This window comes from Kribbella sp. NPDC004138 (genome assembly GCF_053603655.1).
This window is the reverse complement of sequence record NZ_JBSGFZ010000021.1, coordinates 117,856-142,471: the sequence shown is the minus strand read 5'-3', so window position 1 is coordinate 142,471 and position 24,616 is coordinate 117,856. Positions and strand designations below refer to the sequence as shown.

Here is a 24,616-nt window from a genome sequence, read left to right as displayed (position 1 = left end):
CGGCTACGTGACCTCGAGGTGGAGGGTGCCGGCTTGGGGGCGGACGGCGAGGGTTCGGGGGGAGCGGTTGATGGTGAGGGGGAGGCGGCTGGACAGGAACGGCTCGCACTGGACGGCGTGGGCGGTGTCGTCGGGGAGGGTGGCGAAGAGGATCCACTCGGCCGGCTCCAGGGCAGCCATCTCCACCACGGCAGCCCAGCCGTCGTCGGACACCGTCCGCCGGCACGGGACGTCGACGTGGTCGTCGGAGTCCGGCAGGTACCGTCGCCAGCTGAAGTCGACGTCGCCCCAGTCCGGTCCGCGCACCACCAACATGGTGCCTGCGGCAACCGCGGCGGTGGCGGTCATCCGGATCGGCGACTCGTGCAGGTTCACGTACCCGCCGGTCGACCGGGTCAGCATCACCGCGCGACCGCCCTCGGCATGCGACACCAGCCGGTCGCCCGCTGTCCAGAGCAGCACCTGCTCGCGTCCATGCGGCCCGCGGACTCGGAACGCGCGCGTCGTCCGCTGACTGAACGGGTCGTCCGGGTTGACCTCGGCGAGGATCGGCCCGATCGGCAACCGCGCGGTGAAGTCCCGGCCGTGCACCTCGAGCGGCAACTCCTCCTCGCCACCCGACAGCGGCCGGCTGACGAACAACGACGGCTCGTCGAATGCCGACCGGCCGTGCAGGATCAGCGCGTCCGGTGTCTGCTCGACCGACGTCAACCGGCACGGATCCGCCAGCCGCCGGAGCGCGAACGCCCCGTCCTTGCCCGGACCGGGCTGGATCCAGTTCGTCGCGTCGATCCACGCGCCCGGCGGCCACCCCGGACTGCCGGCCTTCTGCCCGCGCAGCAGGTCCCGCCGGCGGATCCCGCCGGCCCGCAGCCGGACGTCGAAGTGCGACGGGCCTGCGGTACACCTGGCCAGCAGCTCCCGGCTGACGCGAACCTCGAACCCCACCAGGCTTTCCGCGCCGCGAAGGTCCGTCGCCGGGTAGCGCCGGACCGGGAGCCGGTGGCTGCGGCCGGCGATCACCAGGGCGATCCGGAGGCTCGACGGCTTCGACTGGAGGTGCCGGATCTCGGCGGTGCCGCTGATCGAGAGGTCGCCGTCGATCCAGGTCACCTCGCGCACCCCGGTCGCCATCGTCAGGTCGGTCCTCGCGAGCTGCAAGTGGTCCTGCGCCGTGTCCGGGTCGAGCGCGACCTTGCGCAGCAGCCCGAGGTCCCCGGCGCGCAACGCGTCGAACTGGAGCTGCGCGACGCGGGGCGAGTTCACCAGCACGTCCGCGTCCAGCCGGTCGAGAAGCTCGGTGGTGAGCTCGACCAGGTGCTGCTCCTCCTCCGCCGGGACCGTACCGAAGGCCGAGAGGATCGCATGCAGGTCGATCTGCCGGAAGTGCGCGTGCACCCGCCGCCGGATCTCCGGCTGCGCGTCCTCGACCTCATCCAGCACCAGGCCGGCCGAGACCACCCGGTCGCGGATGTTCGCGAGCTGGAACTTCTGCTGCGTGATCGAGTCGCCGGACTCGCGCTCGCGCCAGAAGTACACCGGCGCCGCGAGCGTGTCGACGGTGACCGCGTCGAGGTGCGCCTTGAGCGTCACCGGATAGTCCTCGTACCGGATCGCCGGGAAGCGGTAGCCGTACTCGTCCCAGAACGACCGCCGGTACACCTTGTTCCACACCATCCGGTCCAGCACCAGCTGCGGCGTCTCGGAGACGTGCGTGGCCAGGCGGTCGGCCGTGAACGCCTGCGCGTGCAGCCACGACGGCCGTACGCCGTAACTGTTGTTGAACCGTCGCGCATTGCCGCCGGCGAAATCCGAGCCGGTCCGGTCGAGCACGCGGATCAGCATCCCGTAGCCGTGCCGGGTGACCAGGTCGTCGCTGTCGACGAACGTGACGTACTCCCCCGTGGCATGCTCGACGCCGGTGTTGCGCGCCGGTCCGAGGCCGGCGTTCTGCTGCTCGACGATCCGGAACCGGGAGTCGTCGACGCAGAACTCCTTGGCGATCACGGCGCTGTCGTCCGGTGACCCGTCGTCGACCAGGATCGCCTCGAAGTCGCCGAAGGTCTGCCGCGCGATCGAGTCCAGGCAGTCCCCGATGTAAGCCCCCACGTTGTAGAACGGCACTACCACGCTCAGGCGCGGCCGCTTCACCGCTTCCGGATCCGGCGAGCGAGCTTGCGGGCGACGACCTTCGGCTTGCGGACCTGGGCCGCGTGGAAGATCACCCGCGAGACGGCGTACGTGCGGGATCCGCGGATCCGGTCGTGGGCCGTGGTCAGCCGCTGGAGCTGACCGCGGAGCTCGCGAATGCGGTTCTCACGGGTCTTCATCGCCTTGTTGCGGAAGCCGAGGGTGCGCTCCAGACCGTAGACGTGCCCCTTCAGCTCGAACAGCTCCTGCTTGGCGTCCTCGGCCTCGGCGAGGCTGGTGCGCACGTCGACGGTGGCAGGTTTCCCCAGTACGACGGCCAGAGCGTCGGCCAGCTCTTTGCCGTGAGCAACTTGTTCGGTGGTGGCGGCAACCGTGTCGGGAGACGTGGCCTGCGTCGGCTCGGGCGGCTCGACACCGGACATGCCGAGCCAGGCGGAGACGAGGTCGTCGCCGATCATCCACGGCGGCCACGGATGCCGCCGATGCTGTCCGACCAACCGCTCGTGGAACCGCACCCAAGCTGCTGCGAGAAGATCCTCCTTCTCCACGGCTTCCTCGGTCACCCACCCCGAAACACCGTGAGCGAAGGACTCGCCGTCGTAGATCACGTCGTCCCACCGCACGATCACCCGCGAGGCAGTCACCCAGTCGCCGAGCTCCGCCGCCAGCTTCCGGAACGCCGGCACATCCTCCGCGGCCGCGAGCCGGAACAACACACTCTCGACCGACACCCCCGCGGGCACCGTCGCAGGCACGACCGCAGGGTCGAAGGACAGGAGCTCCGCCGCCGGATCGGGATCGCCGGTCAGGGCGATGTCCCAGCCTGTCAGGGTCTGGCCGGCGGTCAGGACGGCGTCGGCGGTTTGAGCGTAGACGTCGTGCGGGGGCTGGACGCCTACGACAGCCAGCCAGCCGGTGGGGACGGCCGGGAGGAGCCCCGCGCGGGCGGCGGTGTCGATGCCTTCGTGGGCGGGAGACAGGAGCGGCACGTCGATCGTTTCCAGCGCGGCGACCGCCAACCGGGTGGGTAGCTCGCCCGGGCGGGACGCGGCGGCGACATCGGCGCGGACGAAGGTGCGTGACGCGAAGTCGGCGTACACCTCGGCGGTCCACGGGAGCGCGGCCCGGAACTGGTCGACGGAGACCGGCCGGGTCGGGTCGTCGTGGAGCGGGCGCCACTCGTCGTCGCCGTGGCGCTCGTGCGCGGGCCTGCTGTCCAGCAGGTTGACCAGCGAGAACTCGTTTTCCAGCCCGAGGACGACGACCGCGCCCGGACCGGCCAGCGCGCGCACCGCCTCCAGACGTGCGGTCCAGGACAGATCGGCGCTGTCGTACCCCAGCACCCGGTCGAGACCGTCCGACGCGATGATCACGTCGTACGGCTCGGCCTGGAGCCCGTCCAGCGCGCCCGCGATCACCTGCAGGCACGGGCCGAAGTCCTCGCCCAGCTGCTGCGCGTCGGCGACCGAGCGGACCAGGATCGACACGTCCGCGGAATGCGCGAGCACCGACTCGATCAGCTGCGGAGCGTGCGGCCCGAGGATCAGCGTCCGCCGGTTGGCGGGGACGACGTCGGTGAGCAGCGCGGCGAGCGCCGGCCGCGGCGTCGTGTGATCGGTCCACGGCTGCATCTCACCGCGGACCACCTGAACCTCAGACACGCTCTCTCCAATCGAACAGGCTCCGCAGTTCCGCGGCCGGCATCATCCAGGGCTTGCCGAGTTCCACGTCGGTGGTGGCCCGGGCGGCTTCGAGGTCGACGGTCTTTCCGAGCATTTCCGGCCAGAGCCGCTCGATCCGGCCCTGACCGCCGAACAACGGGTTCTCGCCGTCCATCTCCATCGGGTCGCCGTACACCGCCGGTTCGCAGCCGGCGGCGACGCCGTAGAAGATCGCCGTCGACAGCCGGTTCGCGGCCACCCGCTTGTGCTTGCGCAGCTCGGCGAGCTGCTTGAACAGGAACCGCCGATCGGTCCCCTCGTACGAGAACCCGCGGCGCCCGAACGAGACCACCCGGAAGCCCGCGTCCTCGTAGAACCCGCGCACCTCGGGCCGGTCGTACTCGGTGTAGTACAGGCTGAACGTCACCGGGCCGGGCTCGGTCTCGCGGATCTCGTCGATCAGCCGCTGGTGGTCGCCGTGGATCTTGCCGCCCTCCCACCCGTGGAAGAGGAACCACAGCGTGCCTTCGCGCTCGACCGGCCCATCTTGGTCCGACACAGCGGGCTCCGGCTCGAGCTCCGTCAGGTACAGGAACGGGGCGCCGATGCTGTGGTAGTTCCGCCGGCCGAGCGCGTGCCCGCGGCGCTTCGGCGCGTCGCTCCAGGTGAACCGCCAGGCGCCGTCGTAGAACTCGTGCACCGGGTTCCACCCGCAGCCGATGTTCCACCCGTGCTGCAGGTACCCCCGCAGCCGCGGCGGGTGGTCGAAGTCGAACCCGGCGTACCGCGACAGGATGTGCGTCTGGCCGTAGTAATGGTTGTGGTGATGCATCAGCGCACCTCGACGTGCAGAGTGCCGGCATGGGGTCGGACGGCGAGCGCGTGCGTCCCGTGCGTGATTGCCAAGGGCAACCGGCTGCACAGGAACGGCTCGCACTGGACGGCGTGCGCCGTACCGTCGGGAGCGGTTGCGAACAGGATCCAGTCGGCCAGCGCGGCGAGCGGATCGACCGAGACCTGCACCGCGGTCACCGGGATCAGCGCGTCGACGTCGACCGCCGCGGACCACCCCTCGGCGGTGCGGGTGTGACGGCACGGGACATCGAGATGCTCGTCGGAATCGGCCAGGTACCGCCGCCAGGCGAAGGTCACATCACCACGCTCCGCACCGCGCACCACCAACTGCTTGCCGTCGGCGACAGCAGCCACGGCGGTCGTCCGGATCGGCGCCTCGTGCAGGTTCACGTAACCGCCGGTCGACCGGGTCAGCGTGACCACGCGATCGTCCACGACGCACGACACGGCCGCGTCGCCCGCGGTCCACAGCAGCACGCGCTGCTGGCCCTCGGGCCCGCGGACGCGGAACACCCGGGTCGTGCGCTGGCCGAAGGGGTCGTCGTGGTTCGCCGCAGCGAGGATGTCCCGGAAGGGCACCCGCGCGACGAAGTCCCGCCCGTCGATCTCCAACGGGATCTCTTCCTCGCCGCCGACGACCGGCCGGCTCAGGTACAGCTCCGGCTCGTCGAACGACGCTGTGCCGTGCAGCACCAGCTCGTCGCCGATCTGCTCGACCGCGGTCAGCCGGCACGGATCCGTCAGCCGCCGCAGCGAGAACCAGCCGCGCGTCCCCGGCCCGGGCTGGATCCAGTTCGCCGGGTCGATCCAGGCGCCGGGCGGCCACCCGGGACTCCCCGGGCCCTGACCGCCGAGCATGCCCTTCCGCTCCCGCCGTCCCGATCGCATCCGCACCTCGAAGTGCGCGGGTGCGCCGGTGCACCGGCTGAGCAGCTCCTGGTCCAGCAGCACCTCGAACCCGACGAGCGTCTGGTCCCCGTGCAGGTCCAGCGCGGCATATCGCCGTACGTCCAGCGGGTATGTCGTCTTGCCGACGGCGAGTGCGATCTCGAGGGTCGACGTACGCAACGTCTCCAGGTGGCGAATCTCTGCGGTGCCCTTCACCGACAGCTTGCCGTCGATCCAGCTGACCTCGCGGACGCTCGTTGCGAGGGTCAGGTCCTGCTCGCGGAGCTTGTACAGCGCCTGGGGCACGACGGGCTCGCCGAGCCCCGGATAGTTGTATTCGAGCCGCCAGGCCCGCGGTACGGCGCGCGCCCCGCCGCGGAGGCCGCCCGAGTTCCGGAAGACGGCGAGTCGCCGGAGCAGCTCGACGTCGCCGGACCGGAGCGCCGCGTGCTGGATCCGGTCGTACCGGTGGGTGGCCGCCAGGACGTCCTCGTCGAGCCGGCTGAGCAGCTCGCGGGACAGGTCGACGAGCGCCTGCTCGTCCTCGGACGGGGCCGAGCCGAACGCGGACATCAGCGTGAGGACGTCGATCTGCGCGAGGTGTGCGTGCGTCCGCCGGCGGACCACCGGCGCGGCGTCCGCGACCAGGTCGATCACCATCCCGGCCGACGTGACCCGGTCCCGGATGTTGCCGAGCTGGAACTTCTGCTGCGTGATCGACTCGCCCGACTCCCGCTCGCGCCAGTAGTAGACCGCCTGCGTGATCGTGTCCACGGTCACCGCGTCCAGATGCGCCGCGAGCGCGACCGGGTAGTCCTCGTACCGGATCGGGGGGAACGTGTAGCCGTGCTCGGTCCAGAACGACCGCCGGTAGACCTTGTTCCAGAGCATCCGGTCGAGGACCAGGTCGGGGAACTCGGTGACGTGCGTGGCGTGCCGGACCCGCGCGAACGGCTGCTTGTGCAGCCACGACGGCCGGACCCCGAAGCTGTTGCTGAACCGCCGCGCGTTGCCGCCGGCGAAGTCCGAGCCGGTGCGGTCGAGGGTCCGCACCAGGGCGGCGAAGCCGTACCGCGAGACCAGGTCGTCGCCGTCGACGAACGCCAGGTACTCGCCGGTGGCCTCGCGGATCCCGGTGTCCCGGGCCGGACCGGGGCCGGCGTTGTCCTGCTGGATCAGCCGGAACCGCGGGTCCCGGGTGCAGAACTCCTTCGCGACGACGGCGCTGTCGTCGGGCGAGCCGTCGTCGACGAGGATCGCCTCGAAATCGCCCCACGCCTGCCGCGCGATCGAGTCCAGGCAGTCACCGAGATACTCGCCGACGCCGTAGAAGGGCACCACAACGCTCAACCGCGGCGTCACTCCGGTGGGCCCTCCCTCGCGGTCGCTACGAAGATCTACGTAGCGGCAACGAGGTGGACCGTCAGGAGGTTATGCACAGGTTCGAAGCCGTACCGGGACCAGATGCGTTGGATGCCGATCTGGTGGGCCTGCGTGGTGACGACCAGGCGCCGCGTCGTACAGGCGTCCTCGACCGCCGCGAGCAGGTGACCGTACCGGCCGCGGCCCTGCTCGGCCGGTACGACGCCGGCCAACTGGATCTCGGTCCAGGACCGCTGCTCGTCGACGGCCGCCAGCGCCAGCACCCGCCGATCCGGCCCACGCAGTACGACGGCACCCGCCGCACCGATCCGCCGCCGGGCCCATTCCTGCCGGCCGGCCAGTGCGAGCGCCCGGTCGAACACCGGGTCGGCGCAGTAGTGGTTGCCGGAGTCGCCGAAGACGTCCGCGACCACGTCGTCCACCAGGTCGTCGTCGACGTCAGGCTCGACCTGCGCCGTAAAACCGGCCAGCGGCGCCGGGCGGCGGCCCTTGCCCACGGGCAGCGCCCAAGCGGTGACGGTGTCGGCCAGCAGCGCCCGGCGCGGACCATCGGCGAGCGCCGCGAACCAGGTGGTCTCGCGCGCCGGGTAGCGCAGCACGATCACGTCGGCCGTCGACTTCTCGACCGCGGACAGTACGTCGGCGAGCGGCGTCCCGGCCGAGGCGGACACCGACATCCGGTCGATGGAGACGCCGAACCGCTTCGCGGCGTCCACGGACGGCCGCACGGTCAGCTCGCCGGCTTCGAGCGCGTCGTACCAACTCATAGGCCGTCGAGCTTAGGGCATCCGAGCCGCCTAGGCCTCACGGGGAGTGACACGTTGCATTCGTGGTGCGACTGATTTCACATTAGTGTTACGGCATGCGCGCGAGAGCGAGGCGGCGGGGGCCGCGGACCGCGGGGCCTTCGCTGTCCGGTCTGGTCGCCGGGCTCTCGGTCGTGGTGCTGGCGATCGTCCTGCTCGCGCTGCAGGCGACGGTCTTCGAGGTTGCCCGGTTCGTGCTGTTCACGGCGGTCGCTGTCGCGCTGCCCGGGTTCGCGCTGTGGCGGCTGATCGGCGGGTACGGGCGCAACCTGGTGGAGGACCTCTCCGCCGGATTCGCGGTCGGTACGGCGGGGCAGGTTCTGGTCTACCTGGCGAGCGCGTCGATCGGGCTGCAGGCGTGGTCGTGGGTGTGGGCGCCGGTCGTCCTGGTGATCACCTTCGTGGACGGTGACGCCCGCGCCCGGGTCTGGCGGCGGGTCGAGCGACCCGTGCGCCCGCTGCAGGCCTGGCTGCTCGCGGCGTCGACCGCGGTCGTGCTGCTGATCGTGTACCGGCTCGGCCCGGCACAGTTCCTGCCGGCGTACACCGATCCGCTGCGCGCCTACCCCGACCTGGCTTTCCAGCAGGCCCTGGCGGCGAGCGCGAAGTACGACGTACCGATCTCGACGCTGTGGCTCGGCGGCGAGCCGATGAAGTACCACACGTTCTTCCACCAGGCGACTGCCGCGACCCAGTGGGGGACGCGGATCGACCTCACTGATCTGATCCACGCGCTGAGCTGGCTGCCGCTGTTCCTCGCCGGATGCGGGCTGGTGTTCGCGCTGGCCGGCCGGTTGGCGCCGACCACCGAGTCAGGCGCCACGTGGGCCGGGCCGCTCGCGGTCTTCGTTGCCGGTCTCGGCGGAGCTGTGCAGCCGCTCGCGAGCACCGGGTTGGGCGGGATCTCGACCGCGGTGGCGGCGTACCTGAGTCCGACGCAGAACCTCGGGGTCCTGATCACGCTCGCGTTCTGCGTGGTGGCAGTGGATCTGCTGCGGGCCGACGGCAGGCCGCGGAGCCGGTGGGTGCTGCTCGTCCTGCTCGCGTTGATCGCGGCCGGGTCGAAGTCGACGATCCTGCCGCTGGTGGGCACCGGGTTCGCCTTCGCGTTCTTGCAGCTGGGGCTCGTACGGCGAAGCACGCGGCCGGCGTTCCTCGGCGGGTTGCTGTCGTTGACGGTGTTCGTGGCGGCGTTGATCGCGATCTTCGGCGGGAGCACGTGGGGGACGGAGATCAAGCCGTTCGAGACGTTCGTCCAGCTGGCGCCGTACCCGATGCTGGTGTCGAACCCGCACGCCCAGTTGTTGTCCGGGGCAACGACTCTGCTGAGCTGGGCACTGGCCGCGTCGGGGTTGTTCTTCCTCGGCCGGCGATGGCGAGACACCGGTGCCGTGTTCCTCGCGGGTGTCGCGGTGGCCGGGCTGCTGGGCACGGTGCTCACGACGCAGTCCGGCGTCAGTCAGCTGTACTTCCTGCGGACGGCCTTCCCCGTCATCGCCGTCCTCGCAGCCGTCGGGCTCGCGAATCTGGTCGGCCGGCTCGGCGACCGGCGGGCCGTGGTGCTCGTCGGCGCAGCCGGACTTCTCGGCCTGATCGCGCTGGCAGCTGCACGCTCGCAGTCGAGCGACCTGCGCGGCATCAAGGGCCCGTGGGCGTGGACTGCAGTGGCCGTGGCGGCCGTCGCGGTGCTGGTGGCTGTCGGCTGGAAGCTGTCCCGGCGGCCGGGCAGCTTCTTCGTCGCGCTGATCGGTGCGGCGGTCGCCGCCTGCATGATCGGCGCGACGCTCGTCCCGCTGCAGGGATTCGTGTCGGACAAGGCGTCGAACCTGGTCTTCGCGCATCCGTTCCGCGGCGGCGCGACGGCGGCCGAGGCCGGGGCCGCGCAGTGGCTGCGGCGGAACAGCGCGCCGGGCGACCTGGTCGCGACGAACGCGCACTGCATCATCGAGCGCGACGGCCTCTGCGACAGCCGGCACTTCTGGCTCGCCGCGCTGTCCGAGCGGCCGGTCCTGATCGAGGGCTGGTCGTACTCCAACCAGGCGAACCGGATCGCCCTCGAGAACGACGGCAACCCGAGCCTCATCCCGTACTGGAACCGCGAAGAGCTGGTCGCCAACGACATCGCGTTCAAGGCGCCCACGCCCGCCGCGATCGAGCGACTGCGCCAGGCCGGCGTGCGCTGGCTGTACGCCGACCACCGGGCCGGCCAGGTGTCACCCGCGCTCCGCAACTACGTCCGCCTGCGGCACGCCACGCTGGACGCGACGATCTACGAACTCAGATGAGGCTGAGCAGGGCGTCAGCAACTCGTTCACGCCCGCGGCCGTCGACCAGCTCCCACCCCGCTCTCGCCAACCGGCCACGCTCGGCCGGATCGCCGAGCAGCCGCTTGAGCACCTGATCCGCCGACGAGCTGTCCTGCTGCAACGCGCTCAACAAACCGAGGCCGGCGGCGGCGCCGGTGCCGACAGCGCGCTCGTAGCCCATCACCTGGTTGTCGACCACGCACACCAACGCCGCGGTGGCGCCGAGACAGAGCAGCTCCCACGTCGACGTACCGGAGGCGCTGATGGTCAGATCGGCCTCGCGGACGCGGGCCGCCAGCTGATCCGTCGGGCCTATCACGTCGAGCCGCTGGTGCGGCTGCAGCTCGACCGCGGCGATCCGCGCGGCGAGATCCGGTGCCGGCGCGACCACGGTGGCCTCGAACGGCAGACCGGTCGCCGCCAGCGCGCGGGCGACGTACGGCCCGGCGCCGAACGCGTCCGTGCCGCCGAAGAACGCGAACACCCGCGGTACGACGCTCGCGCGGCCTGTGGCGGGCGGCGTACTGGGGCGGTGGCCAAGGATCTCGTCGCGGATCATCACGTACGGCAGGCCGGCGAGGCGGACCGCATCCCGCGGCAGCGACGGGTGGTCGAGCTCGGCGGCCAGGTTCTGGTCGACCAGCACGTCGGCCTCGGCGCCGCGGAAGTCGCCGTCGACGATCGCGAGCGTGGGCAGGCTTGCCCGGACCGCGGAGTAGACCGACGCGTCCAGGTCGTAGGAGTCGAAGACGACCGCGTCGAGCCGCAGCCGCTTGAAGAGCTCCACGTGTTCGTCGGGGCTCCCAACCGCGCGTTCGACCACCATCCCGCGCGCGGCGATCTGCTCCGCCGCCCACGGCACGGTGTACGCGTCACACACGAACACCAGCTCGACCCCGCGCCGCCGTACCTCCTCCGCGAGCGCCAGGCAGCGCATCACGTGCCCGATCCCCCGGCCCGGCCCGACATCACACCGCACCCCGACGCGTCTCACTCGGCCCAGCGTACGTTTGATGTCGCGGTGCTGAGACAGTGGATTGAGGAGGTACTGAACGGGGCAGCTATTGTTTCGAGGTCTGCACCGCGTGTGTGCGGTTCGGAACTGTCCGTCAGAAGGGTCCCGCTCGCGTGTCAATCCTTACCGGCTCCGACATCCTGGTCACCGGAGGTACCGGGTCGTTCGGCCGGAGCTTCGTACGGCACGCGCTGACCCACCTGAACCCGCGGCGGATCATCGTCTTCAGCCGCGACGAGCTGAAGCAGTGGGAGGTCCGGCAGTCGTTCGGCGACGACCCGCGGCTGCGGTTCTTCATCGGCGACATCCGCGACCGCGCCCGGCTGAACCGGGCGATGCACAAGGTCGACCACGTCGTGCACGCGGCCGCGCTGAAGCAGGTGGACAGCGGTGAGTACAACCCGTGGGAGTTCGTCCAGACCAACGTGGTCGGTTCGCAGAACGTCATCGAGGCGGCCATCGACTCCGGCGTGCAGCGGGTCGTGGCGCTGTCCACGGACAAGGCGTCCAGCCCGATCAACCTGTACGGCGCGACCAAGCTCACTGCGGACAAGCTGTTCATCAACGGCAACCACTACGCGGCGGCGTACGACACCCGCTTCAGCGTCGTCCGGTACGGCAACGTGATGGGCAGCCGGGGCTCGATCATCCCGAAGTTCCGCGCGCTGCACCTGAGCGGCCAGCCGCTGCCGATCACCGACCTGCGCTGCACCCGGTTCCTGATCACGCTGCCGGAGGCGGTCGAGTTCGTGGTCGACTCGTTCGACCTGATGACCGGCGGCGAGCTGTACGTGCCGCGGATCCCGTCGATGAAGGTGACCGACCTGGCGGAGGCGATCGCGCCCGGCGCGGCGATGCACGACGTCGGCCTGCGCCCCGGCGAGAAGCTGCACGAGGAGATGATCAGCCCGGAGGAAGGCCGCCGGGCGCTCGCGCTCGGCAACCGCTTCGTGCTCCAGCCGGATCTCGCCACCTGGGGCTACCAGCCGCCCGCCGACGGCACACCGGTCCCGGACGGCTTCCACTACGCCTCCGACACCAACGACCAGTGGTACTCGATCGAGGAGATCCGCAAGATCCTCGAGAGCGACGTCTGACGTGCTCCCCTACGGGCGTCAGTCGATCGCGGAGGAGGACATCGAGGCGGTCACCGCCGTACTGCGCGGCGACTGGCTGACCACCGGCCCCGCGGTCAGCGCCTTCGAGAACGCGATCTCGGAGCTGGCCGGCGGACACCGGGCGGTGAGCTGCACCTCGGGTACCGCGGCACTCCACATCGCGTACGCCGCCCTCGGCGTCGGCCCCGGCGACGAGGTCGTCACCACCCCCATGACCTTCGTGGCCACCGCCTCCTGCGCCGCCATGCTCGGCGCTCGCGTGGTCTTCGCCGATGTCGACTACGACACCGGCCTCCTCGACCCGGCGGCCGTGGACGCTGCGCTGACGGAACGTTCCAGGGTCATCGCAGCGGTGGACTATGCCGGCCAAGCCGCCGACTACGCAGCGCTGCAGTCCTTGGCCGATCGGGTGGGTGCGAAGACCCTCGCCGACGCGGCACATTCCGTCGGCGGATCGGCGTACGGCCGCCCGGTCGGCGACCTCGCCGACGTCACCACCATGTCGTTCTTCCCGACGAAGAACCTGACCACCGGCGAGGGCGGCGCGGTCGTCTGCAAAGACCCGGCGATCGCCCAGCGGGCCCACGAGTTCCACTTCATCGGCCTCGTCCGCGACCCGTCGCGCTTCGAGATCACCGACGAGGGCCCGTGGCACCAGGAGGTCCACGAGTACGGCGTGAACTATCGTCTGACCGACCTCGGTGCCGCGCTCGGCCTGTCCCAGCTCCGACGGCTCGCCGAGTTCAAGCGCCGCCGCGCGGAGATCACCGCCCGGTACAACGCGGCCTTCGCCGCCGCCGACGGCCTGCGAACGCCGGTGCAGCGGGCCGGGGTCGATCCGATGTGGCACCTGTACCCGGTCCGCGTGCTCGGCGGACGCCGCCGCGAGGTGTTCGAGGCGATGCGCGCCGCGGGAATCGGTGTCCAGGTGAACTACATCCCGGTCTACTGGCACCCCGTCTTCGCCCACCAGGGATACCGGCGCGGCCTGTGCCCGAACGCCGAGCGTTTCTACGCCGAGGAACTTTCCCTCCCGCTCTTCCCGGACCTCACCGACAGTGACGTCGACCGGGTGATCGAGACCCTTCTGACTCTGGTTGGCTAACGTGACCGATGTGACCCGATCGAATCTGGTCGGCGGGGAGATGCTCAACTGGTCGGATCTGCGCCCCGGCGACGCCCGTCCCGCGGCTGCCGGACCCGCGGCCGGAGCACTCCTGGCCGCCACGCTGACCGCCGACGACGCCGTTCTGCTCGCCGGTCCGCATGCTGTCGAGCTGGTCTCGGCCGTCGCGGCCCAGGTCGCGTCCGTCGATCTGCTGGTCCGGTCGGCGCCGGACGCGGAGGAACTCGCCGAGTTGCTGGACGACGTCAAGGGGCAGGTCTTCTGCGGCTCCGTCGACCGGTTCGCGGTCGACGAGAAGAGCGGCGTGGGTGACGGGTACGACGTGGTCGTCGCGCTGGACGGACTCGAGCGGCTCGTCGGGCCGGACACCGCCGGGTTCAGCTGGGCGGACGGTCTCGATCGGCTCACCGGCCTGCTGAAGCCTGGGGGCCGGCTGCTGCTCGGCGCCACGAACGCGTTCGGCTTCGAGCGGCTGGTGCAGCCGGACATCACCGCGGCACTCCCCCGTGACGAGGACTGGGGCCGCGACGTCGCAGACCGCGCGCCGGCCGGCTTCAAACCACTCGTGACAGCCCTTCGTACGGCCGGCTTCGACAACGAAGCCGCGTACGCGGTGTTCCCGTCGCTTGTCCAGGCGGAGGTTGCGGTCACCTCGGTCGAAGGATTCGCCGCCGTGGTCGCGGCGCGGGCTGTTGCCGCGCGCAACGAAGGCCCCGTGCTGATGGACCCGTATCGCGTCGTGCTGGACGCAGCCGCGGCCAGGCTGGCGTTCGAGCTGGCGCCTGCCTGGTACTTCGTGGTCGGCGCCGCAGCACCTGCCGCGCTGCCCGAAGGCGTGGTCCCCGAGGGCGAAGGCGTTCTGTTGGAGGAGCACCTCCTGGCGGCCCTGCGATCCGACGATCAGGCCGCCTTGCGCAGGACGATCCCCAGTTATGTGGCTTGGCTGGGAACGGGCGGCGCGGGGTCGCCGGACAACGTGATCCTCGACGGGTCGGCGTACCGGCTGTTCGGGGAGGCGCAGGAGCTGGATGTCGTCGGGCACCTGCGGCGGTTCGCGCAGCGCGCGCTGGACAGTGGCTCGCGGCAACCATGGCCCGCGGCGGCCGATCCGCACGCGTTGACGGCGCGGCTCGCGGCGATGGCCGGGATCACGGTGCCGGAGCAGGAGTTCAGCCCGGACGAGGTGGTCCGTCCGCGCGGCAGCGCCGAGCAGCTCACCACCGTCGCCCGCCTCGCCGACGAGCTCGCGCACGCCAGTGCCCGGGCGATCCTGTTCGAGGGCACGGTCAGCGGTATCCGCCGTTCGCGGCCGTACCGCGTCGGCCACGCGGTGATGAACCCCGCCCGGGTGATCCGCCGCCGGCTCAAGCGGGTCCTGCGGAAGGTCCGGCGCCGCTGATGCACCACGCCAACCACTTCTACGGGCACGCCAACATCATGGCGTCGTACGCCGGGCTCCCGGAACCGCCGCGGATCTGGGGCTACCTGCAGCACGGCTGGAACATCCTGGACGGTTTCGCGCACGGCACGAACTTCGCGCCCGGGATGCCGAAGTTCGTGTGGTCCGACAGCGTCCGCCGCCGCGGCCACGCGCTCGGCTTGCGCAACTACTCGGTGATCGGCTCGGTCTGGCTGTACCTGCTGCGGATCCACCCCGAGCTGGCGACGCCGGACAAGCGGGCCAAGGGCACCATCTTCTACCCGTTCCACGGCTGGGAAGGCCAGCACGTGCTCGGCGACCACGGCCGGATCGTTGCCTCGATCAACGAGCACGAGACCGGCCCGGTGACCGTCTGCCTGTACTGGAACGAGTACGAGAAGCCCGCAATCCGTAACGTCTACAAGGACGCCGGGTTCCGGGTGATCACGCACGGCTACCGCGGCCTGCACTGGCGCCGGACCGACGCCAAGTTCCTGGTCAAGCAGCTGCGTGAGCTGCGCCGGCACGAGCGGGTCGCCTCCAACCGGCTCAGCTCCGCCGTTCTGTACGGCGCCTCGCTCGGCCTGGGCGCCGGGGTCTACGGTGATCCCATGGTGCTGGAGAACGAGCACCCGTCGTTCGGCGGTCAGGCGCGGATCAAGCGGCTGTGGCCGGAGATGGACCAGCCGTACGTACCGGCGGCGGTCGCGGCCGAGTTCACCGACACCGAACTGGGCGTCGACCACGTCGCCGGACCCGCAGAAATCCGGGAGATGTTCCGATGGAACAGCTGAAGATCGGCATCGTCACGCAGGTCCGCGTGACCAGCACACGGCTGCCGGCCAAGGTCCTGCTGGCCGTCGCCGGCCGCTCGTACCTCGAGCACCACCTCGACCGGCTGGGCCGCACCGGCCTGCCGGTGATCGTCGCGACCACGACGAACTTCAACGACGACCTCGTCGCCCAGCTGTGCGCGGAGCTGGGTATCCCGGTGTTCCGCGGCAGCGAGGACGACGTCCTCAGCCGCTTCGCCGGCGCCGCCCGCGAGCACGCTCTCGACGGCCTCGTCCGGGTCACCTCCGACTGCCCGCTGATCGATCCGGAGATCGTTGCCGCGGGCGTCGATCGGTGGCGCGCCGAGAACGACCCCGACCTCTACATCTCGAACTGTCTCGAGCGCACTTACCCGCGCGGCATGGACTTCGAGATCTTCTCCGCGGCCCGGTTGTACGACGCGGAGGCGAAGGCCACCCTCAAGGCCGACCGGGAGCACGTCACGCCGTACCTGCACCAGAACCGTTCCGGCGAGATGCGGCTGCTGAACCTGCCCTGGTCGGGCGGCCCGTCGTCCAAAGCAGCGCAGTACCGGCTGACCCTCGACACCGCGGACGACTGGAAGTTGCTCGACGCCCTCATCGAGGACTTCGACGCGACCCGGCTGGGCTGCGCCGAGCTGGTCGCGATCCTGGACGAGCACCCGGAGCTGGCCGCGCTGAACGCGCACATCGAACAGAAGAAACTCGGCGAGTAGCAGGCTTCGCGCCCAGAGCTACGGCATGATTTACGGTGATGACCACCAATGATCCGGCCGGGGACTCCGCCGCAGTCCCGGACAACAGCGCGCACGCCGCCCGGGCGACGTCGTTCGGCGCCGTCGCGGACGCGTACGACGCCGGCCGGCCGACGTTCCCGGTCGAGGCGCTGATCTGGATCCTGGGCCCGGGCCGCGGCCTGCAGGTGCTCGACCTGGGCGCCGGCACCGGCAAGCTCGCCGCGGTCGCCGCCGGGCTGGGTCACGACGTGATCGCCGTCGACCCGTCCCAGGAGATGCTCGAGGTCTGCCGCCGGCGGACCGGCATCGACACGATGGTCGGCGCGGCGGAGTCGATCCCGCTCGCGCACGCGTCGGTGGACGCGGTGATCGTCGGACAGGCCTTCCACTGGTTCGACCACACCCGCGCGCTGCCGGAGATCGCCCGGGTGCTGCGCCCGAACGGCGTCCTCGGCCTGCTCTGGAACAACGCCGACACCGTGGTGCCGTGGGTCCGCCGGCTCTTCCAGGTGATGCAGGGCGACGGGTTCGGAGGCAGCGACCGGTTCGACCCGGCGCCGATCCTGGAGCAGTCGAACCTGTTCACGATGATCGAGCAGGCCCGGTTCCGGCACTGGCACGACCTGGACCGCAACGGCCTGCGGCAGCTGGCCCGGTCGCACTCGCGGGTCGCCGTCCTGAAGGAGACCAGGCGCGAGCAGGTCCTGGACCAGATCGACCTGATCTACGAGCACACCGCCCGGCCGCCGGAGCCGCTGCGGATGCCGTACTTCACCGGCTGCTTCCGCACCCACCCGAGCGAGTTCGCGAACTACCGCCGAACGCTCGACGGCCCGGTGGCCCCGCACCTCTAAGAACATTTTGGTTGCAGTAGGTCACAAACGGGCGACTTGCGGCTAACGTGCACCTGTTCGGTCCAGTGAAGGGGAACTCATGGACGAGAAAGTGGTGCACGAGCGGGACGCCCGCGCGTACGAAGCGGTGCACGACGCGGCCGACTTCAAGGAGCTGAAGCGGCGCTACCGGAACTTCGTGGTGCCGTGGACGATCGCCTTCATGGCGTGGTACCTGGCGTACGTCGCCTGCAACAACTGGGCGCGGGACTTCATGAGCCACAAGATCGGCGGTTCGCACATCAACGTCGCGCTGGTCTTCGGCCTGCTGCAGTTCGTGTCGACGTTCTTCATCGCAGCCCTGTACGGGCGGTTCGCCAACCGCAAGCTCGACCCGCTCGCCCACGGCCTGAACGCCAAGTACAAGAGGGAGCGTCGCCGGTGAACGCGCTGCTCGTCCCGCTCGCCCTCCCGTTGGCCGCTGAGCCGGGCAACCGTACGCTGACCATCTCGCTGTTCACCGCGATCGTCGCCGTGACGCTGTACATCACCTGGTGGGCGTCCCGGCAGAACAAGACCGCGGCCGACTACTACGCCGGCGGGCGCTCGTTCAGCGGCGCGCAGAACGGCCTCGCGATCTCCGGTGACTACATGTCCGCGGCGTCGTTCCTCGGCATCTCCGGCTCGATCGCCCTCTACGGGTACGACGGCTTCCTCTACTCGATCGGGTTCCTGGTGGCCTGGCTGGTGGCGCTGCTACTGATCGCCGAACTGCTGCGGAACTCCGGCCGGTTCACGATGGCCGACCAGTTGGCGTTCCGGATGAAGCAGCGTCCGGTCCGGACCGCGGCCGCGACCTCCACGATCGTGGTGTCGATCTTCTACCTGCTGGCCCAGATGGTCGGTGCGGGCTCGCTCGTCGGCCTGCTGCTCGGGGTCAAGAGCGAGGGTCTGAAGGCCGGCGTGATCATCCTGGTCGGCGCGCTGATGATCATCTACGTGACGATCGGCGGCATGAAGGGCACCACCTGGGTGCAGATCGTGAAGGCCGTGCTGCTGATGGCCGGCACGGTGCTGATCACCTTCCTGGTGCTGGTGAAGTTCCATTTCAACCTCTCCGACCTGCTCGGCACGGCCGCCGAGAAGTCCGGGAAGGGTGAGGCGTTCCTGCAGCCGGGCCTGCTCTACGGCAAGGACCTCACCGGCCAGATCGACTTCCTGTCGCTGGGCCTCGCGCTGGTTCTCGGTACGGCGGGTCTGCCGCACATCCTGATCCGCTTCTACACCGTGCCCGACTCGCGGTCCGCGCGTCGCTCGGTGCAGTGGGCGATCGGCCTGATCGGCGCGTTCTACCTGATGACGCTGGCCCTCGGCTTCGGCGCCGCGGCGCTGCTGGACACCGGGAAGGGCTCCGCTGTCCAGGCGTCGAAGGGCAACGTCGCCTCGCCGCTGCTGGCAGAGTCCGTCGGCGGCGGCGCCGGCTCGACCGGCGGTGCGGTCCTGCTCGCACTGATCGCGGCGGTCGCATTCGCCACCATCCTCGCGGTGGTGGCCGGGCTGACGCTGACCTCGTCGTCGTCGTTCGCGCACGACCTCTACGCGAACGTGATCGCCAAGAAGAAGCCGACCGAGAAGCAGGAGCTGCGGGTGGCGCGGTTCGCGGCGATCGGGATCGGCGCGGTGTCGATCGCGCTGGCGATCCCGGCGCAGAAGCTGAACATCGCGTTCCTGGTCGCGCTGGCGTTCGCAGTCGCGGCCTCGGCGAACCTGCCGGCGCTGCTGTACAACCTGTTCTGGAAGCGGTTCAACACCGCGGGCGCGACCTGGAGCATCTACGGCGGTCTGATCTCGGCCGTCGTGCTGGTGATCTTCTCGCCGGTGGTGTCCGGTAAGCCGACGTCGATGATCACCGACGCCGACTTCGCCTGGTTCCCGCTGTCGAACCCGGGCATCGTCTCGATCCCGCTCGGCTTCCTGTTCGGCGTGCTCGGCACGTACCTCGGCAAGGACCGGTCCAGCGAGGCCCGGTACAACGAGCTCTCGGTCCGCTCGATGACCGGCGCCGGCGCGGAGGGTCCCGCCAAGCACTGACGCAGTACCTCGAAGGGCCGGCTCGCAGATGCTGCGAGCCGGCCCTTTCGTCGTTCACGAACCGTTGACGCCCGCGTAGTGGTGCCGTAACAATGAGCCATCGCCGCGCAAGAATTGAGCAAACCTACGAAAGTTTTGAACTCCCTGTGCGGCGGCACTTCCCTGTCCCGCCCACCAGGAGAGGTCTCATGCGAAACCCCCGATGGCGGTTGCTGACCGCCTTGCTGGCCGCGAGTCTCGCGGCCGCACCCCTCGTCCGGCCGGCGCCGGCCGCGCAGGCCGCCGTCCTCGCCGGCCCCAACCTCGCCGCCGGCAAGGCCGCGTCGGCCAGCGGCAGCACCCAGAACTACGTCGCGTCGAACGTCACCGACGGCAACCAGAGCAGCTACTGGGAGAGCGCGAACAACGCGTTCCCCCAGTGGGTCCAGGTCGACCTCGGGTCCTCGGTCGCGACCAACCAGGTCGTACTCAAACTGCCGACCGCGAACTGGGGCGCCCGGGACCAGACGCTCGCGGTCCAGGGCAGCACCGACGGGCAGAACTTCACCGACCTGTCCGCGTCCGCGGCGCACACGTTCAGCCCGCCGGACAACACCGTGACCGTCGACTACGGCACCGCCACCACGCGGTACGTCCGGATCCGAGTCACCGCCAACACCGGCTGGCCGGCCGGGCAGCTGTCCGAGCTCGAGGTCTACGGGCCTGCGACCGGTGACACCCAGGCTCCTACCGCCCCGGGCGGCCTGGCCTTCACCGAGCCCGGCGCAGGGCAGATCAAGCTCACCTGGAACTCGTCGACCGACAACGTCGGCGTGACCGGGTACGACGTGTACGCGAACGGCCAGCTGCGGACCAGCGTGGCCGGCAACGTACTGACCTACACCGACAACCAGCCCGCCAACGTGTCGATCGCGTACTACGTCCGCGCGAAAGATGCCGCTGGCAACCAGTCCGCGAACAGCAACATGGTCACCCGGAACGGCAGCGGCGGGACGGGAAGCAACCTAGCGCTGAACAAGCCGATCACCGCGTCCGGGTTCGTGCACACCTTCGTCGCGACGAACGCCAACGACGACAACGTCACGACGTACTGGGAGGGCAACGCGAACCCCGCGACGCTCACCACCCAGCTCGGCGCGAACGCGGACCTCAGCTCCGTCGTGATCCGGCTGAACCCCGATCCGGCCTGGGGACCGCGGACGCAGACGGTCTCGATCCTCGGGCGCGAGCAGAGCTCCTCGACCTTCACGACGATCGTCGGCTCGGCGGCCTACGACTTCACCCCGGCGAACGGCAACGCGGTGACGATCCCGGTCAGCGCGCGCGTCGCCGACGTACGGCTGAACTTCACCGGGAACACCGGCGCCCCGGCCGGGCAGGTGGCCGAGCTGCAGGTGCTCGGCGTGCCGGCGCCGAACCCGGATCTCACGCTCTCCAACGTCAACTGGACACCGACCTCGCCGGTCGAGACGGACGTGATCACCGTCCGCGCGACCGTCAACAACGGCGGCACCGGCGGATCCGCGGCGACGGACGTCAACTTCTACCTCGGCGCGACCAAGGTCGGCACGGCGGCGGTCGGCGCCCTCGCGGCCGGTGCGTCGACCACGGTGAGCGCGTCGATCGGGACGCGGGACGCCGGCTCGTACACGCTCAGCGCGAAGGTCGACGAGGCCAACGCGGTGATCGAGCAGAACGACGGGAACAACACTGCCCAGGCGTCCGGGCCACTGGTCGTGACGCCGGTGGCGAGCTCGGACCTGGTGGCGGCCGCGGTGAACTGGACACCCGGAAATCCGTCGGCAGGAAATTCCGTCGCGTTTTCCGTGGCGTTGCGGAACCAGGGCAGTGTGGCTTCCGCGTCCGGTGCGCACGGGATCACGCTGACGGTGCTGAACGGCTCGTCCGTGGTGACGACGCTGACCGGCGCCTACACCGGGTCGATCGCGGCCGGTGCGACCACCCCTGCTGTTGCTCTCGGCAACTGGACGGCGTCGAACGGCCGCTACACCGTGCGTGTAGTGCTGGCCGACGACGCGAACGAGCTGCCGGTGAAGCGGACCAACAACACCAGTGAACGACCGCTGTTCGTCGGTCGCGGCGCGAACATGCCGTACGACCACCTCGAGGCCGAGGACGCCGCGGTCGGCGGCGGCGCGGCCGTGATCGGGCCGAACCGGACGATCGGCGACCTGGCCGGCGAGGCGTCCGGGCGGCGCGCGGTGACGCTGAACTCGAACGGCGCGTACGTCGAGTTCACCACGCGGGCCGCGACGAACACCCTCGTCACACGCTTCTCGATCCCGGACTCCGCCGGCGGCGGCGGCCAATCCTCGTCGCTGAGCGTCTACGTGAACGGGACCTTCGCGAAGTCGCTGCCGCTCACCTCGAAGTACTCCTGGCTGTACGGCGCGGAGGCGTCGCCGAACAACTCGCCCGGCTCGGGACCGGCGCGGCACATCTACGACGAAGCGAACCTGATGCTCGACCAGACCTACCCGGCGGGCACGAAGATCCGGCTGCAGAAGGATCCGGCGAACGGTACGACGTACTCGATCGACTTCCTCGACACCGAGGCGGTGACCGCGGTCCCGAACCCCGGCGCGGGCTTCGTGACGCCGAACGGGTTCACCCAGCAGGACGTGCAGAACGCGCTCGACCAGGTGCGGCAGGACTCCACGCTGCAGGGTGTTTACCTGCCGGCGGGCGAGTACCAGACGTCCTCGAAGTTCAACGTCTCCGGGCGGGCCGTGCAGGTCGTCGGCGCCGGGCCGTGGTTCACGCGGTTCGTGGCGCCGCAGAACCAGTCGAACACCGATGTCGGGTTCGACGCGCAGCCGTCGGCGAACGGGTCCACGTTCCGCGGGTTCTCGTACCTCGGGAACTACGACAGCCGCAACGACGGCCCGGGCAAGGTGTTCAACTTCGCGGCCACGTCGAACATGACGATCGACAACATCTGGATCGAGCACCAGATGTGCCTGTACTGGGGCGCGAACACCGACAACTCGGTGATCAAGAACTCGCGCATCCGGGACACGTTCGCGGACGGCATCAACATGACGAACGGGTCGTCCGGAAACACCGTCAGCAACAACGAGGCGCGCTCGACCGGTGACGACAGCTTCGCGCTGTTCAACGCCACCGACAACGGTGGCGGCGAGGTCCGGGACAACGTGTTCGAGAACCTGTCGGCGATGCTCACCTGGCGGGCCGCCGGGTTCGCCGTGTACGGCGGGACGAACAACGTTTTCCGGAACCTGTACGCGGCCGACATGCTCACCTATCCGGGGATCACGATCAGCTCGCTGGACTTCGGGATCCCGATGAACGGGTTCGGGGCCACGCCGCCGACGCAGTTCCAGAACGCCTCGGTCGTCCGGTCCGGCGGTCACTTCTGGGGTAACCAGACCTTCCCCGCGGTGTGGATCTACTCGGCGACCAAGGTGTTCCAGGGCATCCGGGTCTCCGACCTGGACGTCGTCGATCCGACCTACTCCGGGATCATGTTCCAGACCGACTACGTCGGCGGAAGCCCGCTGTTTCCGGTCGCGGACACGGTCTTCACCAACACCACGGTCTCCGGCGCCCGCAAGTCCGGCGACGCGTTCGACGCCAAGTCCGGCTACGCCATCTGGGCCAACGAACTCCCCGAACCAGGCGAAGGCCCCGCCCGCGGCGAAGTCACCTTCAACAACCTGACCCTCACCAACAACGCGGTAGACATCCAGAACACCACCACAACCTTCACCATCCACCGCAACTGACCCCACGCCCAGGGGCCGCCGAACCATCTCCTCCGGCGGCCCCTGGCACAAATCGCCACCGTATCCCCTTGTTCTGCGTGCGTCTGAGCCCTCTTCCAATCTGCCCCGGGATGCCAAAGAGCCTGCAGGTCGTCACCGACTTTCGGCTGTTGGTCGACCTGTACCCGGTCCGTGTGAACTCTCACGAGGCCCGCAAACGGTGTCTGGACGCGATCGTCAGAGACACCGCAACGTCGGCAGAACGTCTGGTGATCGAGCGCGATGACTCGACCTACGAGCACGATCGCAGGTGCTTGCGGGAGGCGGCGCACCGCTTCGGGTGTCACGACACGCTTCGCTGGGATGTGTTGGCGGCGAAGAGCGATCCGCTTCTCTGGATCCCGGACGCCGTCGCCTGGAGCTGGGTACGGGGCGGAGAATGGAAGAAGTCGGTCGCCGCCCTTCTGCCACGTCAAAGTGCCCTGACAGCGCGAAACCCGGCTCGTCCACCGTCCGGAGGGCTGCCGGGTTCACTTCCGGGGACTCGTGTCCCTCGGCAACCACAACTGTAGCGCTGGATTCAGGTGTTCGGGGTGGATTTTGCTATCTGCCCCTGGATGCCCTGGGATGCCCCGGTGAGGAGGTTGTGGGCGGTGGGGGTCAGGGCGTGGAGGGCGGTGCCTTGGGTTCTGTGGGTGGTTATCAGGCCGGCGGTGCGGAGGACTCGGGTGTGTTCTGAGGTGGAGGCCAGGGAGATGCCTACTCGGCGGGACAGTTGGGTTGTGGTGGCGGGGTGGGTGAGGGAGCGGAGTACAGCGGCTCGGGTGCGGCCCAGGAGGTCTGCGAGGGCGTCTGCGGCTTCGACGGTCGGCTCGGTCAGGTCGGCGCAGGGGTAGACGAGGACGGGGCGTCGGTCGGGTGCGTCCATCGCCAGGCAGTTCGAGACCAGCGGTGACGGATAGAGCTCCAGGCCGCGGCCCTCCAGGTGGATGTCCGCGGTCCAGTCGTCCTCCGGGCCGTACGTGGTCAGCACCGGCGTCGACCATTCGACGTCCGGATGCAGTGACGACAGCAGCGCATCGGTCCCGCCGTGCAGGACCGCGCGCGACCGGACTCCGAGGTCGGCGCCGTACCGCCGTTGCAGTTCACCCGACGACGGCACCAGCACCTGCCGATGAAAGTCCCGGACCGCCGCCCCCAGCGCCCGCCGCGATCCGGCGCGCCCGTCCAGCAACCCGCGCATGTACCTGTCGATGTCCGGCGGCAACCACGGCTCCAACTCGCCCCGGATGACATCAGCCGGCGTATCCAGCAAAGCCTCGAGCGCCGAGTCCAGATCGGGCCCCGGCACGTCCGGGACGAGGAAGTCGGGGAACAACCCGCCCGGCGAGATCAGCTTGAACAGTGGCCGCATCGACCCTTGCACCCGCGGTGCCGCCGTACGTCGCCAGCGTCGCGCGGCCGGTGAAATCGACCGGTCCCCGAGCGCCCGGGCCGCGAGCGCTGCCTCCCACAGCGGGTGCGGCTCGGCCGGGAACGTGACCCGTCCGAGGTCCGACGCGGTGAAATGGACCCGGATCATTCCCCGATTGTGACGGCCGCCGGGTCTCCCGCCCAGACCTCTTCGGCCCAGGCCGAATCCGGTCGCCGCCGGACGTCGTACGA

The 24,616-nt window shown here is 69.9% G+C and carries 17 protein-coding genes; 10 read left to right on the top strand and 7 right to left on the bottom strand.

What is annotated here, in order from left to right; translation table 11 throughout:
- Positions 1–3: 3 nt before the first annotated feature.
- From ACWEOO_RS28125 to ACWEOO_RS28105, 5 genes are read right to left on the bottom strand one after another with little or no spacing between them, the layout of a single operon-like run.
- The gene (locus ACWEOO_RS28125; RefSeq protein WP_452145575.1) at positions 4–2,151 is read right to left on the bottom strand and encodes a glycosyltransferase family 2 protein; all 2,148 of its coding nucleotides are present in this window, start codon (positions 2,149–2,151) and stop codon (positions 4–6) included.
- Positions 2,148–3,812, bottom strand: coding sequence for a hypothetical protein (locus ACWEOO_RS28120; RefSeq protein ID WP_452145574.1), 1,665 nt, complete (start codon positions 3,810–3,812; stop codon positions 2,148–2,150). The genes ACWEOO_RS28125 and ACWEOO_RS28120 overlap by 4 nt, the downstream gene beginning before the upstream one ends.
- Positions 3,805–4,644 carry a hypothetical protein gene (locus tag ACWEOO_RS28115; protein WP_452145573.1) on the bottom strand — a complete coding sequence of 280 codons (840 nt, stop codon included), beginning with the start codon at positions 4,642–4,644 and terminating at the stop codon, positions 3,805–3,807. Before ACWEOO_RS28115 ends, ACWEOO_RS28120 begins: the two co-directional genes overlap by 8 nt.
- Positions 4,644–6,917 (bottom strand): glycosyltransferase family 2 protein, encoded by a 2,274-nt coding sequence (locus tag ACWEOO_RS28110; RefSeq protein WP_452145572.1) that lies wholly within the window; start codon positions 6,915–6,917, stop codon positions 4,644–4,646. Before ACWEOO_RS28110 ends, ACWEOO_RS28115 begins: the two co-directional genes overlap by 1 nt.
- Before the next feature lie 35 nt (positions 6,918–6,952).
- Complete coding sequence (locus tag ACWEOO_RS28105; RefSeq protein ID WP_359941163.1) at positions 6,953–7,705, bottom strand: N-acetyltransferase; 753 nt, start codon at positions 7,703–7,705, stop codon at positions 6,953–6,955.
- A 95-nt stretch (positions 7,706–7,800) separates the two neighbouring features.
- Between ACWEOO_RS28105 and ACWEOO_RS28100 the strand changes: the two genes are divergently transcribed.
- Complete coding sequence (locus ACWEOO_RS28100) at positions 7,801–10,029, top strand: hypothetical protein (RefSeq protein WP_452145571.1); 2,229 nt, start codon at positions 7,801–7,803, stop codon at positions 10,027–10,029.
- Here the strand turns inward: ACWEOO_RS28100 and ACWEOO_RS28095 are convergent.
- A complete protein-coding gene (locus tag ACWEOO_RS28095; protein ID WP_452145570.1) occupies positions 10,022–11,044 on the bottom strand; it encodes a PseG/SpsG family protein in 1,023 nt (340 codons plus the stop codon). The genes ACWEOO_RS28100 and ACWEOO_RS28095 overlap by 8 nt on opposite strands.
- Before the next feature lie 134 nt (positions 11,045–11,178).
- Here ACWEOO_RS28095 and pseB point away from each other — a divergent pair, with 134 nt between their 5' ends.
- From pseB to ACWEOO_RS28050, 9 genes are all read left to right on the top strand, one after another.
- The gene (pseB, locus tag ACWEOO_RS28090) at positions 11,179–12,162 is read left to right on the top strand and encodes a UDP-N-acetylglucosamine 4,6-dehydratase (inverting) (protein WP_363707584.1); all 984 of its coding nucleotides are present in this window, start codon (positions 11,179–11,181) and stop codon (positions 12,160–12,162) included.
- Between the two features lies 1 nt (position 12,163).
- Positions 12,164–13,288, top strand: coding sequence for a UDP-4-amino-4,6-dideoxy-N-acetyl-beta-L-altrosamine transaminase (gene pseC, locus ACWEOO_RS28085; RefSeq protein WP_452145569.1), 1,125 nt, complete (start codon positions 12,164–12,166; stop codon positions 13,286–13,288).
- Between the two features lie 10 nt (positions 13,289–13,298).
- Complete coding sequence (locus ACWEOO_RS28080; RefSeq protein WP_452145568.1) at positions 13,299–14,708, top strand: hypothetical protein; 1,410 nt, start codon at positions 13,299–13,301, stop codon at positions 14,706–14,708.
- Positions 14,708–15,523, top strand: coding sequence for a hypothetical protein (locus tag ACWEOO_RS28075; protein ID WP_359941178.1), 816 nt, complete (start codon positions 14,708–14,710; stop codon positions 15,521–15,523). Before ACWEOO_RS28080 ends, ACWEOO_RS28075 begins: the two co-directional genes overlap by 1 nt.
- Complete coding sequence (locus ACWEOO_RS28070; protein ID WP_452145567.1) at positions 15,511–16,260, top strand: cytidylyltransferase domain-containing protein; 750 nt, start codon at positions 15,511–15,513, stop codon at positions 16,258–16,260. Before ACWEOO_RS28075 ends, ACWEOO_RS28070 begins: the two co-directional genes overlap by 13 nt.
- 38 nt (positions 16,261–16,298) lie before the next feature.
- Complete coding sequence (locus tag ACWEOO_RS28065; RefSeq protein WP_452145566.1) at positions 16,299–17,135, top strand: class I SAM-dependent methyltransferase; 837 nt, start codon at positions 16,299–16,301, stop codon at positions 17,133–17,135.
- A 79-nt stretch (positions 17,136–17,214) separates the two neighbouring features.
- Positions 17,215–17,559: a DUF485 domain-containing protein gene (locus ACWEOO_RS28060; RefSeq protein WP_355475032.1), complete on the top strand. Its 345-nt coding sequence runs from the start codon at positions 17,215–17,217 to the stop codon at positions 17,557–17,559.
- Positions 17,560–17,564: 5 nt separating this feature from the next.
- A complete protein-coding gene (locus ACWEOO_RS28055) occupies positions 17,565–19,205 on the top strand; it encodes a solute symporter family protein (RefSeq protein WP_452145612.1) in 1,641 nt (546 codons plus the stop codon).
- A gap of 188 nt (positions 19,206–19,393) precedes the next feature.
- On the top strand, positions 19,394–22,972 hold the full coding sequence (locus ACWEOO_RS28050; protein WP_452145565.1) for a discoidin domain-containing protein: 3,579 nt from the start codon (positions 19,394–19,396) through the stop codon (positions 22,970–22,972).
- A 559-nt stretch (positions 22,973–23,531) separates the two neighbouring features.
- On the opposite strand, the gene ACWEOO_RS28045 is transcribed toward ACWEOO_RS28050, so the two are convergent.
- Complete coding sequence (locus tag ACWEOO_RS28045; protein WP_452145564.1) at positions 23,532–24,533, bottom strand: ArsR/SmtB family transcription factor; 1,002 nt, start codon at positions 24,531–24,533, stop codon at positions 23,532–23,534.
- Positions 24,534–24,616: the final 83 nt, after the last annotated feature.

Coding starts and splice junctions, on each gene's coding strand:
- ACWEOO_RS28070 (WP_452145567.1), top strand. CDS start 15,511: ATGGAACAGCTGAAGATCGGCATCGTCACGCAGGTCCGCGTGACCAGC.
- ACWEOO_RS28065 (WP_452145566.1), top strand. CDS start 16,299: ATGACCACCAATGATCCGGCCGGGGACTCCGCCGCAGTCCCGGACAAC.
- ACWEOO_RS28105 (WP_359941163.1), bottom strand. CDS start 7,705: ATGAGTTGGTACGACGCGCTCGAAGCCGGCGAGCTGACCGTGCGGCCG.
- ACWEOO_RS28115 (WP_452145573.1), bottom strand. CDS start 4,644: ATGCATCACCACAACCATTACTACGGCCAGACGCACATCCTGTCGCGG.
- ACWEOO_RS28045 (WP_452145564.1), bottom strand. CDS start 24,533: ATGATCCGGGTCCATTTCACCGCGTCGGACCTCGGACGGGTCACGTTC.
- ACWEOO_RS28060 (WP_355475032.1), top strand. CDS start 17,215: ATGGACGAGAAAGTGGTGCACGAGCGGGACGCCCGCGCGTACGAAGCG.
- ACWEOO_RS28100 (WP_452145571.1), top strand. CDS start 7,801: ATGCGCGCGAGAGCGAGGCGGCGGGGGCCGCGGACCGCGGGGCCTTCG.
- ACWEOO_RS28050 (WP_452145565.1), top strand. CDS start 19,394: ATGCGAAACCCCCGATGGCGGTTGCTGACCGCCTTGCTGGCCGCGAGT.
- ACWEOO_RS28075 (WP_359941178.1), top strand. CDS start 14,708: ATGCACCACGCCAACCACTTCTACGGGCACGCCAACATCATGGCGTCG.